At 64.3% G+C, this 13,704-nt stretch carries 14 protein-coding genes; 2 read left to right on the forward strand and 12 right to left on the reverse strand.

Annotated elements, in window-relative coordinates:
• Window position 1 precedes the first annotated feature (1 nt).
• From JAO85_RS16435 to JAO85_RS16445, 3 genes are read right to left on the reverse strand one after another with little or no spacing between them, the layout of a single operon-like run.
• Entirely contained in the window at window positions 2–787 is a 786-nt protein-coding gene (locus JAO85_RS16435) for a citryl-CoA lyase (protein WP_202788549.1), read from the reverse strand.
• Between the two features lie 12 nt (window positions 788–799).
• Window positions 800–2,314, reverse strand: a complete 1,515-nt coding sequence (locus tag JAO85_RS16440; RefSeq protein ID WP_039048766.1) for a class I adenylate-forming enzyme family protein — start codon at window positions 2,312–2,314, stop codon at window positions 800–802.
• Window positions 2,315–2,332: 18 nt separating this feature from the next.
• Window positions 2,333–3,322, reverse strand: coding sequence for a tripartite tricarboxylate transporter substrate binding protein (locus JAO85_RS16445; protein WP_039048829.1), 990 nt, complete (start codon window positions 3,320–3,322; stop codon window positions 2,333–2,335).
• Between the two features lie 104 nt (window positions 3,323–3,426).
• Between JAO85_RS16445 and JAO85_RS16450 the strand changes: the two genes are divergently transcribed.
• Entirely contained in the window at window positions 3,427–4,230 is an 804-nt protein-coding gene (locus JAO85_RS16450; protein ID WP_052263541.1) for an IclR family transcriptional regulator, read from the forward strand.
• Between the two features lie 33 nt (window positions 4,231–4,263).
• Here the strand turns inward: JAO85_RS16450 and JAO85_RS16455 are convergent, their stop codons facing one another.
• The 3 genes from JAO85_RS16455 to JAO85_RS16465 all read right to left on the reverse strand — a co-directional run bounded on the left by JAO85_RS16455 (window position 4,264) and on the right by JAO85_RS16465 (window position 7,601).
• Window positions 4,264–5,124 carry a hypothetical protein gene (locus tag JAO85_RS16455; RefSeq protein WP_012839218.1) on the reverse strand — a complete coding sequence of 287 codons (861 nt, stop codon included), beginning with the start codon at window positions 5,122–5,124 and terminating at the stop codon, window positions 4,264–4,266.
• A gap of 155 nt (window positions 5,125–5,279) precedes the next feature.
• Entirely contained in the window at window positions 5,280–6,668 is a 1,389-nt protein-coding gene (gene yegQ / locus JAO85_RS16460; RefSeq protein ID WP_034407466.1) for a tRNA 5-hydroxyuridine modification protein YegQ, read from the reverse strand.
• 27 nt (window positions 6,669–6,695) lie between these two features.
• Complete coding sequence (locus JAO85_RS16465) at window positions 6,696–7,601, reverse strand: LysR substrate-binding domain-containing protein (RefSeq protein WP_202788550.1); 906 nt, start codon at window positions 7,599–7,601, stop codon at window positions 6,696–6,698.
• A 146-nt stretch (window positions 7,602–7,747) separates the two neighbouring features.
• Between JAO85_RS16465 and JAO85_RS16470 the strand changes: the two genes are divergently transcribed.
• On the forward strand, window positions 7,748–8,512 hold the full coding sequence (locus JAO85_RS16470; RefSeq protein ID WP_202788595.1) for a sulfite exporter TauE/SafE family protein: 765 nt from the start codon (window positions 7,748–7,750) through the stop codon (window positions 8,510–8,512).
• A gap of 73 nt (window positions 8,513–8,585) precedes the next feature.
• Here JAO85_RS16470 and prfH read toward each other — a convergent pair whose 3' ends face one another.
• The 6 genes from prfH to ybgC form a co-directional block, all read right to left on the reverse strand.
• Window positions 8,586–9,173, reverse strand: coding sequence for a peptide chain release factor H (prfH, locus tag JAO85_RS16475; protein WP_202788551.1), 588 nt, complete (start codon window positions 9,171–9,173; stop codon window positions 8,586–8,588).
• Window positions 9,164–10,318, reverse strand: coding sequence for an RNA ligase RtcB family protein (locus tag JAO85_RS16480; protein ID WP_202788552.1), 1,155 nt, complete (start codon window positions 10,316–10,318; stop codon window positions 9,164–9,166). Before JAO85_RS16480 ends, prfH begins: the two co-directional genes overlap by 10 nt.
• Before the next feature lie 392 nt (window positions 10,319–10,710).
• Window positions 10,711–11,865 carry a cell envelope integrity protein TolA gene (gene tolA, locus JAO85_RS16485; RefSeq protein ID WP_202788553.1) on the reverse strand — a complete coding sequence of 385 codons (1,155 nt, stop codon included), beginning with the start codon at window positions 11,863–11,865 and terminating at the stop codon, window positions 10,711–10,713.
• 77 nt (window positions 11,866–11,942) lie between these two features.
• Window positions 11,943–12,374: a biopolymer transporter ExbD gene (locus JAO85_RS16490; protein WP_202788554.1), complete on the reverse strand. Its 432-nt coding sequence runs from the start codon at window positions 12,372–12,374 to the stop codon at window positions 11,943–11,945.
• A 144-nt stretch (window positions 12,375–12,518) separates the two neighbouring features.
• Complete coding sequence (tolQ, locus tag JAO85_RS16495; protein ID WP_202788555.1) at window positions 12,519–13,223, reverse strand: protein TolQ; 705 nt, start codon at window positions 13,221–13,223, stop codon at window positions 12,519–12,521.
• On the reverse strand, window positions 13,220–13,654 hold the full coding sequence (gene ybgC / locus JAO85_RS16500) for a tol-pal system-associated acyl-CoA thioesterase (RefSeq protein ID WP_034359495.1): 435 nt from the start codon (window positions 13,652–13,654) through the stop codon (window positions 13,220–13,222). Before ybgC ends, tolQ begins: the two co-directional genes overlap by 4 nt.
• Between the last annotated feature and the right edge of the window lie 50 nt (window positions 13,655–13,704).

The raw sequence follows: 13,704 nt of genomic DNA on the forward strand, positions 1-13,704 counted from the left end.
TTCACTGTTTCCCTGCCGCAGCGGGGCTTATGTATGCAATGGCATGTTCGACGGTTTCCCAGATGAATCGGCCCGAAGGGTTCTGCTGCTCTTCGGCGATATGCGCAACCAGTCCTGCCGCGCGCGAGATCACGGCAAACCCGCGCATGATTCTGGTGGGCACGCCGATCTCCCCCAGCAGGGCAGCCACGGCGCCCGTGGCATTGATGGTGATCGCGCGGCCGGCACTTTCGTCCACGGCCTGGGACAGCATCTCCAGGGCGCGAATCCTGTCACCTTTCAGATCCGCCTCCTCGCGTCCCATCTCCAGCAGCTTGTAGGCGCGGGGGTCGACCGGCTTGTGAAGGTGGTGTCCGAATCCGGGGACGGGCGACTTCTGCGACTGGTAGTGACTGGCGATGCTGCGGGCTTCCTCCATGGGACTGGAGGCCGCGATGATGCGGTCGAGCAGTCTCGAGCAGTTCTCCATGGTGCCGACAAACGAGCTGCCCACGGCCAGCAGGCCCGCAGAGACGGCTCCCTGCAGATTCTCCGGTGCGCTCATGTAGACGACGCGGGTGGCAATGGCGCTGGGAGTGAGGCCATGCTCCATCAGCACGATCAGCACCACATCGGTGATGCGCAGGTCCACGGGGCGTGGGCTGCGTCCGAGGATCTGCATGAGCATCACTTCCGTGAACGTCTTCTTGCCCATGAGATCCTGCACGAGATCGGCATCGCCGTAAGTCAGGCTGGTGAGCGTATGCGTGCACAGGCTGGTGGTAGGGGGCTGTTTCATTTGCTTCATGGCTTGCTTTCTTCAGGTGTTGCTGCCGCTGGCAATGGCGAGGTCGCGCACGGCATTCTTGAGAACCTTGCCCACGGGAGAGCGTGGTAGTTCGCTCATGAAGTGGATGCGTTTCGGGGTCTGGACGGGGCCGAGCCGTTCGCGCAGAAAGGCCGCGAGATCGGCTTCGGTGGCCTGTTGCTCGGGTCGCAACTGGACGGCCGCCTGGACGCTCTCACCCCATTTGTCGTCGGGAATGCCGAAGACGGCGCATTCATGCACGGCCGGGTGCTGGGCGAGGGCGTTCTCGACCTCGATCGGGTAGACGTTGAAGCCGCCCGTGATCACCATGTCCTTCAGGCGATCCTTCAGATAGAGGTAGCCGCGTTCGTCGAACATGCCGCGGTCGCCGGTGTGCAACCAGCCGTCGACCAGCGTCTCTGCCGTCTTCTCGGGCAAGTTCCAGTACCCGGTCATCACCAGCGGCCCGCGCGCGACGACCTCGCCCACCTCGCCGGTTTCAAGCAAGAGTCCATCGGGAGACATGATGGCCACGTCGCTGTACCAGGTGCGTCGTCCGACCGCTGCCCAGTTGGCTTCTTGCTCGAAGTCTTCAGGGCGCATGACGGTCAGAATCTGGGGGGCCTCGGTCTGTCCGTAGGTGGTGCCCAGCACGGGGCCGAAGAAATTCCTGACCTCGCGGATCTTCTCCGGGGGCATAGGTGCACCGCCGTAGATCAGACGCTTGAGGTGAGGGAAGTCGGCGCGCGTCGTGTCTTGCAAGCCCATCAGCATGTACACCAGGGTTGGCGGCATGAAGCACACCGTGCCGCCGCGATGCTTGAACGTGTCGCGCACCGCCTGTGCACCAGTGCCGTCCATGATCACGTGGCAGCCCCCCTGCGCAAGAATCGGAAGCACATAGGTCGAGGTGCCGTGGGTGATGGGGGCGGCCATGACATAGCGGTCCTGTTCATCGAATGACCAGGCATGGATCTGATTGACGATGTTCGCCATCCACGCGCGGTAGGGCTGCATCACCCCCTTGGGCGCTCCGGTAGTGCCTCCCGTGAACTTGATGGCTTGCGTTGCGTCTTCGTGTAGATCGAAGCTTGGAATCGGTGCGCCTGCGTGCCGGGATATCAGCTGTGCCAGAGTGGGCTGCTCTGCCTCGGCCGTGCCGATCAGGATGCGCCGAGCCCGTGCATCGCTGACCAGATCCCCGTAGCCCGCCTCGACAATCAGGATGCTGGCGTCGACGATGTCGGTGATGCGGCGGATCTCGGATTGCGTGCTCTTGGGGTTCAGGGGCACCCACACCTTGCCGCAGGCCAGCACGGCCAGAAGTGCAACGATATGCTCGGCGCTGTTGGTGGCACAGATGGCCACGCGCGATTGCGGTCTGGGGTCCAGCGCCAGCAATCCGCTGGCCGTGGCGCAGACCTGCTGTGCCAGTTGTTCGAAGCTCAACTGCTCACGCGGCGTGTCGATGGCGATGCGCTGCGGCCAGCGCTGCACCGCGCGCCAGAAGAAATCGATGGGATACATAAGCCTTGTCCTGGTGAGTTAGTTCGCCTTGGCGCCCGATGCCTTCACGACCTCGCTCCAGCTCTTGAGTTCGCTGGCGACGAATTTGCGCATGTCGTCGGGCGTTCCTGGTGCCGTGGTCGCAACCAGTTCAGCCAGTCTTTGCTTGATGCCGGGGTCTTTCAGTGCCTGGTTGAGTGCGGTGTTCAGACGCTTGATGACGACTTCCGGCGTGCCAGCCGGAGCGGAAATGCCGAACCAGGATTGCACTTCGAAGCCGGGGAAGCCCGATTCGGCCAAGGTCGGCACATCGGGCAGCAGGGGGGAGCGCTCCTTACTGGTGATGGCCAGTGCGCGCAGCTTGCCTGCCTTCACATGCGGCATGGACGAGGGCGAGTTGTCAAACATGGACTGCACCTGCCCGCCAAGCAGGTCGGAGACAGCTGGCGCACTGCCCCGGTAGGGAACATGCAGCATGTTCAGCCCGGTCTTCATCTTGAACATCTCGCCGGAGAGATGGATGGAGGAGCCGCTACCCGAGGAGGCGAATGTCAGGCCGTCGCTGGAATTCTTCGCGAACCTGACATAGTCCTGCACCGAGTGGATCGGCAGGCCCGGATTGACCACCAGCAGATTGGGAATCTTGGCGATCAGGCCTACGGGCTCGAAGTCCTTGACGGGGTCGTAGCCGAGCTTGTTGTACAGCGATGCATTGATGGTGTTGGCGATCGTGTAGACGTACAGGCTGTACCCGTCGGCAGGAGCGCGGGCGACGATTTCTGCGCCTACATTGCTGTTGGCGCCGGTACGGTTGTCCACGATGATCGACTGCCCCAGCTCCGTGCCCATCCGGTTGGCGACTAGGCGCGCAACGACATCGGTGGCGCCGCCGGCCGCATAGCCGACGACTAGCTTGAGGGGCTTGGTGGGCCAACTGGTTTCCACGGCCGGTGCCGCTGATGCCAGGCATGAGCCCAGCGTTGCGGCGATGGCGATGCAGATGTTTCTGCGATGCCTTTCCTGCTTCATCATTGTCTCCTTGAAAGGGTTATGGGGGGTCTTCAGCGCTGTCGAACCCCATATGCCGAGAGCCATGGCTTGTTGGCGATTGTTTCAATGAAGCGGGGAAATGAATGAATGAAAACGTCTGCCTGCCGGACGAAATCACTAGGCGAAAACCCTCTGCAGGAGAGGAGAGCAAGACCTTGAGCCGTGGCTTGGCGGTGATGGATGCCGTGCTTGCCGGGCCGCAGGAGGGGATGCGTGTGGCCGAGCTGTGTCGTCAGACCGGTCTTGAGCGCGCCACCATCTATCGCCTGCTGGCGGCATTGCAGGAGGCTCGCTATGTGACGCTGGTCTCACGTTATCGCTACGGGCCCGGCGAGCGCTGGAGGGCGCTGGTGCCCTGCAGCAAGCAACGCGAGGATCTGGCGCAGCGGCTTGCGCCGGTTCTGGCCGCCATCAGCGAAGGGTGTGGGGATGCCGCATTTGCCGTGGTGCGCGACGGTGGTCTGTCCCACTGTATTGCGCGGCATGTGGGCAGCTATCCCATCCAGATTCTGGTGATACAGGTGGGGACGCGCCAGCCCCTGGGGGTCGGTGCCGCCGGGCTGGCGCTGCTCTCGGCGCTGGCAGACCGCGAAGTGGAAGCGGTGCTCGACGTCAACGCGCCAGCGCTTGCCTTGTACGGCGGCATGACCCAGCAGCGCCTGAGGCTGCTGGTGCAGGCCACGCGGGAGCGGGGCTGGTCACTGGTGGGCAACCATGCGACCCAGAATGTGCTGGCGGTGGGCATGCCGGTCTGCGATGCCAGCGGCGATGTGCTGGCAGGTATCAGCGTGGCTGCCACCGAAAACCGCATGCCGCGCGAGCGCCAGCGCCGGATCGTGCAGCTCATGCGCAAAAGCCTGCGCGCCCATGGTTTCGACGCGTTCTGAGCGGCAGGCAGGGGCCATCGCAGCTGCTGCGGCTTAACCCTGTTCGGCCAGCAGGTCCTGCAAGGTCTTGACCTGCAGGCGCAGGCGCTCGTTCTCGGCTTCCAGCTCGGTGACGCGGGCCTGCAGCTCTTCGGGGCTGGCGGCTGGCACGGCTTCTGCCGATTCTTCGGCTTCGGGCTTGGCGGCCTTGGGCTTTTTCTTGGCATCGCGCACGCGCTTGGCGGCCTGCTTGAGGGCGTCGGCACCTTCGGCGGCCACGGCTTGCTGCTCTTCCTCGGGCAGGGTGGCGACCACGGCAGCGGCATTGAGCGAGAGTTCGCCGGCCTTGACCGCGGCCACGACTTCGGGCGCGGCCTTTTCCTGGATGGTCTCGATCATCTTGACCTGACCGGCCGACAGTCGGGCGGCGCGTGCCAGGGCTTCACGTGTGTCCAGCGCTTCGTCGGGCACCTTGGCCACGCTGGCCAGAGCCTGGGCCACCACGGGGTCGGTCTCGCCTTCCCAGGGGGCTTCCTCGCTGGCTGGCTGGGCGGCCTTGGCGGCGTTCACGGCAGCGGCTGCCGCAGCGCGTCGCTCGGCAATGATCTCGCGCTTGCGCAGCGCCAGCACGCCGCGCTGGAAGTCGGAGACAGAGCGGCGGCCCAGATGCTGGTCGATCATCCACAGATGCACGTCGTCCATGTTCTTGAACTGCGTGGCCTGCACGGTGTTGAAGGGCAGGCCGTGCTTGCGGCAGATGCCGTAGCGGTTGTGGCCGTCGATGAGCAGATCGCCCCAGACCACCAGGGAGTCGCGGCAGCCTTCGGAAAGGATGCTGCGCTCCAGCGATTCGTGCTCGTCCGGGGTCAGAGGGTCGATATAGGCTTTCAGGCCTTCGTCAATCTTCAGTTCCATGTGTGTTCTTCAAATTGAGGAGCTGCTTGCGCTTGTTGTCGTTGGGTCTCAACATGAATTCAATTTGAATCCAAGAGAAGACGAGCGAAAGCAGCTATAGAGAAAAGAGCAACGCCCCAGCGTATGGGGCGTTGGAAAAGCAAAGCCGGTCGAGCTTACAGCAGACGCGAAATCAGCGCACCTTCCACAGGGCCTTCCAGCGGAATGCGCACGCGCACGGGGTTGCCTTGTGCGACTTCCACGGGCTGGCCTTCGAGGTTGAACATCTTCTCCAGCTTGACTTGGCGGTTGCCCTGGGGATGAATCACTTCGATGGTGTCGCCCACGGCGAAACGGTTCATGGTTTCAATCTCGGCCATGCCGTCGGCATAGCCGCGCACCGCGCCCACGAAGTGGCTGCGCTGCAGCACGCTGTGGCCGGTTTCGTAGTTCTGGTAGTCGTTGGCAGGGCGGCGCTCCAGCAGGCCGCCGGTATAGCCGCGGTTGGCCAGACCTTCGAGTTCGGTGATCAGATGCGGGTTGAACGGACGGCCGGCCACGGCGTCGTCGATGGCGCGGCGGTAGGTCTGGGCCGTGCGGGCCACGTAGTACAGGCTCTTGGTGCGGCCTTCGATCTTGAGCGAGTCCACGCCGATCTTGGTCAGGCGCTCCACATGCTCCACGGCGCGCAGGTCCTTGGAGTTCATGATGTAGGTGCCATGCTCATCTTCCATGATGGGCATCATCTCGCCGGGGCGGCCTTTTTCCTCGAGCAGATAGATGGCATCGGCCTTGGGGTGGCGTTGCTGGTCGCCGCAGGTGCTGGTGAACTGGTTGTCCAGATCGTTCTTGGCTTCTTCGAAGTTGAAGCCGTTTTCCATGGTCTGGCCCAGCGCCTCGCCGGTGTTGGGATCCACGGCCGCGTCATGCGTCTTGTAGTCCCAGCGGCAGGCGTTGGTGCAGGTGCCCTGGTTGGGGTCGCGGCGGTTGAAGTAGCCCGACAGCAGGCAACGGCCCGAGTAGGCGATGCACAGCGCGCCGTGCACAAACACTTCCAGCTCCATGTCGGGGCATTCCTGGCGGATCTTCTCGATCTCGTCCAGGCTCAGCTCGCGCGACAGGATGATGCGCGAGACGCCCATCTTCTGCCAGAACTTCACGGTGGCGTGGTTGGTGGTGTTGGCCTGCACGGACAGATGGATTTCCTGCTCGGGCCATTTTTCCTTGACCATCATGATGAGCCCGGGGTCGGCCATGATCATGGCGTCGGGCTTCATGGCGATGATGGGTTCGATGTCGCGCAGATAGGTGCGGACCTTATCGTTGTGTGCAATCAGATTGCTGGTCAGGAAGAACTTCTTGCCGCGTGCATGCGCCTCGGCAATGCCCTGGCCGATCTGCTCCAGGCGGAATTCGTTGTTGCGCGCGCGCAAGCTGTAGCGCGGCTGGCCGGCGTAGACGGCGTCGGCACCAAAGTCGTAGGCGGCGCGCATCTTGTCGAGCGAGCCGGCAGGCAGCAGCAGTTCGGGGGCTTTGAGGGTCATGATGGCGCTATTGTCCCGCATAGCGCTTTTCACCGTGGCTTGCTAAGGCTACGCGGTCTGTAGCAGCTGCGCGTGCAGTTGCCGCGCAGGCAAGGACAGCGATGCCGACCCAGCCGGCGTGCACAGCAGCAGCTGGCGCTGCGCCCAGGCGTCGGACAGCGGCACGGCCGCCACGCCGGTGGCGGCGCCGTGACGCTGCACGGCAGCTAGCGGCAGCACGGCAATGCCGACGCCCTGGCCCACGAGCTGGCACAGACCTTCGAAATGCTGCAGCTGGACCTGGATGCGCAGCAGCCGGTCATTGATCTGCAAGGCCTGTTTCTGCAGCAGCTGCTGCAGGGCGGATTCGCGTGGCAGGCCGACCCAGTTCTCGTTCAGCAGCTCGGCCAGTTTCAGTTGCGAGCGTCCGGCCAGCGCATGGCCCAGCGGCAAGGCGGCGGCCAGCGGGTCCGGCCTCCAGGGCTGGCAGTGCAGGCCAGCCAGCGCCGCCGCGTCTTCGGCATCCCAGGCGGCCACGCCGATATCGCACAGGCCCTGGCGCAGTCCGGCCAGCACTTCGCTGCTCGGGCATTCCTGCAGCTCCAGGGCAATCTGCGGGTGCTGGCGCAGAAAGCCGCTGACGGCCAGCGGCAGATGCTCGCGCACGGCCGAGGTATTGCCGCGCAAACGTATCTGCCCGGCCAGGCCGGCGCCGAATTCGCCCATGGCCCCGCGCAGGAGCTGCATCTGGCTGAGCACCTGGCGTGCATGCTGGCCCAGGGTGTGACCAGCAGCCGTGGGCTGCACGCCGCGTGCCTGGCGAATGAGCAGCGCCGTGCCCAGAAGCGCCTCCATGCCGCGCACGCGCTCGCTGGCCGAGGCCAGCGTGAGATGGCTGCGCTGTGCCGCTGCCGTCAGCGTGCCGCTGTCGAGGATGTGCACAAACAGCTGGAGGTCGGTCAGGTCAAAGCGCATGGGATTCAAGCCTAAGGTTTATACGAAGTCTGGATTTGAATAATCCCGTTGGTAAAGAGTCTTGTGTCGAAGGATTATCAGCGCTAAGCAAGAGAAAGATAGATCTTGCCGGTGTTTAAAGATTCGGATAATACGAAGGATTGATGATGTGGAACGAAGGCTGGATGGCTGCGGCAACCATTGCCGTGTTTGGCCTAGCGGGTTGTGTCAAAGGCGTGGTGGGTCTGGGTCTGCCCACGGTTTCCATGGCCTTGCTGGCGGTGTTCATGCCGCCTGCGCAGGCAGCGGCCTTGCTGCTTTTGCCGTCGCTGGTGACGAATCTGGTGCAGATGCGGCCCGTGGCGGGTTTGCGTCCCCTGCTGCAGAGACTGGGCTGGATGCAGCTGGGCATTGTGCTGGGCACGCTGGGCGGCGTGGCCCTCTGGGGCGGAGTCGGCAGCCTGCCCGCAGCCAGGCCGGCTCTGGGCCTGGCGCTGGTGATGTACGCCCTGTGGGGGCTGTCGGGCCTGCGCTGGCAGACGCCGGCGCCGCACCAGGCCTGGCTGGGCGCGGCATGCGGCTTGCTGACGGGCGCCATCACGGCGGTTACCGGTGTCTTTGTCGTGCCAGCCGTGGCCTTTTTGCAGTCGCTGGGCCTGTCCCGTCCCGCACTCATGCAGGCCATGGGCCTGTGCTTTACCACTTCCACGCTGGCCCTGGGTGCTGGTTTGCTCTGGCAGGGTCAGGGCCTGGGTGCGCAGGCGCAGGAGATGGGACTGGGACTGGGACTGCTGGCTTCGGCCCTGATGCTGATTCCGGCGCTGGCCGGCATGCACTGGGGCGAGTTGCTGCGCGAGAAACTCTCGCCCGAGCTTTTCCGGAAGCTGCTGATGCTCAGTCTGCTGGTCCTGGGGGTCTACCTGTGCTTCTAAGTGGCCGGGGCAGCAGCGACATTGCCGCCGCCCCGGCGTTCGGGAGGAGGGCGGCAATGTCATCTCGGGGCGGTTAAAGGCGGAAGACCTTGACGGCCTGACCGCGCTCGACCTCCCAGTGCTGCTGGCTGCGCAGGCGCTGTGCCTGCCCCTCGCTGCGCGCATTGTGCTGTGCCAGCTTGATGGCCAGCAGCTCGCGCGCCAGCCGTTTGTTGGCATGCTGGCTGCGTTCGCTCATGACCTTGACGGCAATCCCGCTGGGCACATGCAGGGCGTGGACGGCCGAGTCCGTGGTGTTGACATGCTGGCCGCCCTTGCCCGAAGCCTTGCAGGACTGGAACTGGATCTCGCCGTCCATGGCCAGCTGGCGCGGGGGCTCGCAGCGCTGCACGGCGACGAACCAGTTCTTGCGCGGATGCCGGGGCCGGAAGGGGCTGGCGAAGATCCACTGGATGGTGCCCAGCCATTCGCGCAGGGCAGGTGTCTCGCGCTCGCAGCGCAGCAGCACCGACCTGTAGCCGGCCGGGGTGCGGAACTCCTCCAGCACCTCGACCGCGAGATCCTCGGCGGCGCAGGCCTGCAGCAGCTTGCGCAGGGTCAGCTGCAGCGCGTATTCGCACTCTGCGGGACCGTGGGCCGAGCTCAGTTGCATCAGCAGCATTGCAGGGCTCCCTTCTTGTAGGTCAGCAAGGGCTTGAGGCGTGCAACCAGCTCTACCAGGCCGGCTTGTTGCAGACTGGCGACCACGGAATCCACATCCTTGTAGGCCTGGGGGGCCTCCTCGTAGACCAGCTCGCGGTCGGCGCAGACCACGGCGCTGCCAAAGCGCGTGCGCAGCAGCTCGTCCAGCGTGAAGCGGGGCCGCAGCCGGCCCATGCAGTCCGTGCGAGCCCATTTGCGGCCGGCGCCGTGGGCCAGCGAATCCAGGGCCTCGTGCCGGCCGGCGACGGGCCGCACCAGATAGCTGTAGTCGCCGCGCGAGCCTGGAATGACGACCAGGCCCCGGTCTGCCGGTGTGGCGCCCTTGCGATGCAGAAAGCCATCCTGGCCCTGCCAGTGGTGGGCAAGCACATGGTTGTGCGTGATGTCGAGCACGGCCTCGCCCTGGCTGCGGATCGCGCGCAGCAGGCGCTGGGCGATGCTGCTGCGGTTGAGCCGCGCATAGTCGATTGCGGCATCGTGCTGCAGCAGGTATTGCCTTGCGGCTTCGCTGCCGGCGGCCAGGCCGTCGTGGCTGAAGCGCTGCACATGCTCGCGCAGTATGGAGCCGCCAAGGCCCCGCGAGCCGCTGTGCACCATGAGGTGCACGCGCTTTTTGTCGAGCGCGCCTTCCTCGTAGAGGGTCTCGACCTGCTGTAGTTCGGCAAAGTGGTTGCCGCCGCCTATGGTGCCCAGACTCTGCAGCAGATAGGCCGGATCGGCGACGCCGCTGGTCTGCGCAATCTGCTGCAGCTGCCCCATGTCCACGGTCTCCAGCAGCTCCAGAGGCAGAGGGCCGTCGATATTTCCCACGGCTTTTTCGAGCTTGGTAGCCGAAGTCCTGTGCACGGCCAGGTCGGTCGCGTACAGGGACATGCCGCAGCCTATATCGCCGCCGACCAGGGCCGGGTAGAAGCGTTCTGTCGAGAAGAATGCCGCGCCCACGGGATAGCCCCGGCCCGGATGCAGGTCGGGAAGACCCACGGCGGCGCGGATGCCGTCCAGATTGGCGGCGGTGGTGTGAAGTTGCTGGATGGCAGCGTCCTCGATCCAGACGCTGCGGTTGGCGAACACCTTGATATAGGTGTCCGAAAAAGAATTGCCCATGAATGGCCCTTGGTCGAATGCATGAAATCAGCGATGGGGCAGTCGCGACATGCTCGGCCGAGGGCATCCGGGAATTCACGCGCAGCACAAGGCCTGGCCCCATGTCGTTCCATGGGCCGGGCGAGGTCTGCAGCGTGGCGGGAAGCGCTAGAAGGCTTTAGGCGTGCACGACTGCAAAGGGATTTGTCGTCTGGGACATGGCTCTCTCCTTTGCGTGAGTGGGTGAAGCGCGCAATCCTGCATGGAGTGCGGCAAAGAAAGGCATGCTATGGACTGGCGGGCGGCGGCGCAAGCCATGCAGCTCGGTGCGTTGCGGATTGGCCACAGATAGAGAAAAGCCCCGCAGGCCGTGCCTGCGGGGCTTGGGGGACAGCGCGGGGTCCAGTCCTGCTTCAGTCCTGAGGTCTGAAGCCGATTACCAGATCCGAGGGCACCTTGCCGTCGATATCGCGCGGCAGCTTGTCGGTCTTGTGCAGGGCGCGCACCACGGCCTCATCCCAGGCCGCGTTGCCGCTGGACTTGGAGATCGTGGCACTGGTGATGGTGCCGTCCGGTGCCGTGCGCACGCGGACCTCGGCACGCGGATTGCCGCTGACCGCATCGGGGTAGACGATGTTGGGCTTGACGCGCGCGGCCACCTTGGCGGCATAGCCGGCCGACGGTCCGCCGCTGGCACTGCTGCCCGCGCCGCCCGTGCGGCTGCCGCCGCTGCCGGCCTGATCGCTGCCGCCGGAGCCGCCGGCCAGTCCTTGCAGGCGTGCCAGCTCGGCCTTGCGACGGTCATCGGCTGCCTTGGCATCCCTGGCGTCCCTGGCCGCCTTCTCCTTGGCTTCCTTGGCGGCTTTTTCCTTGTCGGCCTTGTCCTTCTCGGCTTTTTCCCTGGCAGCCTTGTCCTTGGCGGCTTTCTCGGCTTTCTCTTTCTCAGCCTTTTCCGCTTTTTCCTTCTCGGCCTTGTCCTTGGCCACCTTTTCGGCCTTTTCCTTTTTCTCGTGCTCGAGCTTTTCCTTGCGTTCCTTCTCCGCCTTTTCAGCCTTCTCGGCCTTTTGTTTTTCCAGCTGCGCCTTTTCGGCCTTTTCCTTCTCGGCCTTGTCCTTTTCGGCTTTTTCCTTGCGCTCTTTTTCGCGCTGTTCGCGGGCTTCCTGCTCGGCCTTTTCCTTCTTCAGCTGCTCCTGCTTTTTCTTTTTGGCCAGGGCAATCTCGGCCTCATGATCGTCGTCATGGGCCTGAGCCTTGGGGGCAGGCGCAGGAGGAGGCAGCGGTGCCACCACGGGCTCCGGCGGAGGTGGTGGCGGCTCGGGAGCCGGAGCCGGCTCCGGCGTGGGCTCCGGAGCGGGAGGCGGCGGTGTCACGGCGGCTGCGGAAGCCGGGGCGGAACTGCTCCAGACCTCGGCTTCGACCATGGCCTCGTCGGCTTCTTTGGGGGGGCGCACCGTCCACAGCAGGGCCGCGATCAGCAACCCGTGCGCGGCCAGGGCGAGCGACCATGAGCGCGCCCGGCCTTTGGGGCGGGGCGGGGCAAACTGATCGCGATCTTGCTGGTTAGGCATGGTGAATTGGTGGTCTGCGCGGGCTGCGGCTTCAAGGCATCAAAGTCGCGGCCGGCGGCAGAGCTTCCTGTAGGGGATCAATTGCTGGAAGAGGAAACGACGCCGAAGGCAATGCGCTTGACGCCGGCCTTGGACAGCGTGGTGTGCGCCTTCATGACGTCGTCAAAAGGCAGACCCTTGTCGGCGATGATCTGGATGGCGCTGTCCTCGCCCTGGCCTTGCTGCCAGGACTGGGCCAGACCCTTGAGGTCGTCGAGCTTGATGGTCTGGTTGTTGCTGCCGTTCTTGAACTGGATGCTGCCGTCCTTGTCGAGCAGCACATAGGCAATGTTCTTGGTCGGCGGGCGCGAGGACTTGCCCGCGCTGGGTACGTTGATGGAGCCCGGCGTGAGCATGGGGGCCGTCACCATGAAGATGATGAGCAGCACCAGCATCACGTCGATGAAGGGCACCATATTGATTTCGTTGACGGTGCGGCGATTGCGACCGCGTGAACTCATGGCTGGCATGGATCACACTCCTTACAAATAGGCTGCTTGGCGCGCAGCCGTCCTGCTTGCGCGAGGCTCAATCCAGAGGCGCAGTGCAAAGGCCCGCGGGCCTTGTGTCCTGTCAAGGCCAGAGGCCTGAAGCGACTCGGGAACCGTTTCATCTCAATGGCCGGAGGCGGAGCCGCTGGCGGTGGCACCGACATTGCGCTGCAGGATATTGGAGAACTCCTCGATGAAGGTCTCTTCCTGGCTGGCGATACGGTCGATGTGGTGGGCGTAGCGGTTGTAGGCCGTCACGGCGGGGATGGCTGCAAACAGACCCATGGCGGTGGCGACCAGGGCCTCGGCAATGCCGGGGGCCACGGTGGCCAGCGTGATCTGCTCCATATTGGCAAAGCCGGTGAAGGCGTGCATCACGCCCCACACGGTGCCGAACAGGCCGACATAGGGCGAGACCGAGGCCACGGTGCCCAGGAAGGACAGGCCGGATTCGATCTCGTCGAGTTCGCGCTGAAAGCTTGCGCGCATGGCACGGCGCGTGCCGTCCATCAGCGTGGCGACATCGCCGATGCGGCGCTCGCGCAGCTTCTGGTACTCACGCATGCCGCTGGCAAAGATGCGCTCCATGGGGCCGCCGGTCTTGGCGTTCTGCGCGGCAGAGGCATAGAGGTCGTTGAGGCTGGTGCCCGACCAGAAGTCCTGCTCGAAGTTGTCGTTGAGCGAGCGCACTCGCTTCAAGGTCTGGGCCTTGCGAAAAATGGTGGCCCAGCTCGCTATGGATGCGATCACCAGGATCAGCATGACCAGTTGTACCACCCAGCTGGCCTGCATGATGAGGCTGAGGATGGACACGTCTTGGGAGTTCATGAAAGTTGCTCCAGGATATGGTTCGGAATTCTCGCGGGGCGCATGGTCTTGCCATCCACCCACCCAATTCGGATGGAGCCCGTGCACAGCGGCGTGGGCTCTTGGGCGTGACTGTCGGAATGGACCAGCAGCGCCTGCTGCTCGATTGTGAGCGAAGCGCGGCCGGCACTTTTCAAGCTAGCGGTAACAAAGAGTTGGTCATCGAGTCGCGCCGGGTGCAGATATTCAAGCTGCGCAGACGTTACGACAAAGATGCCGCCGGTTTGTTCCCGCAACTTTTGCTGGGCGATGCCCAGCGAGCGCAACCACTCGGTGCGGGCACGCTCGAAGAACTTGAGGTAGTTGGCATAGAACACGGCGCCGCCGGCATCGGTGTCTTCCCAGTAAACGCGCATCGGGAATGTGAACACCCCGGCTGCGGCGGCTTGCATGGCATCGGCCCCGTCAGGCAAAGGCGCTGGTTGGCTCTGCATCATCACGG

Source organism: Comamonas sp. NyZ500 (assembly GCF_016772095.1).
Lineage (GTDB): Bacteria > Pseudomonadota > Gammaproteobacteria > Burkholderiales > Burkholderiaceae_C > Comamonas > Comamonas thiooxydans.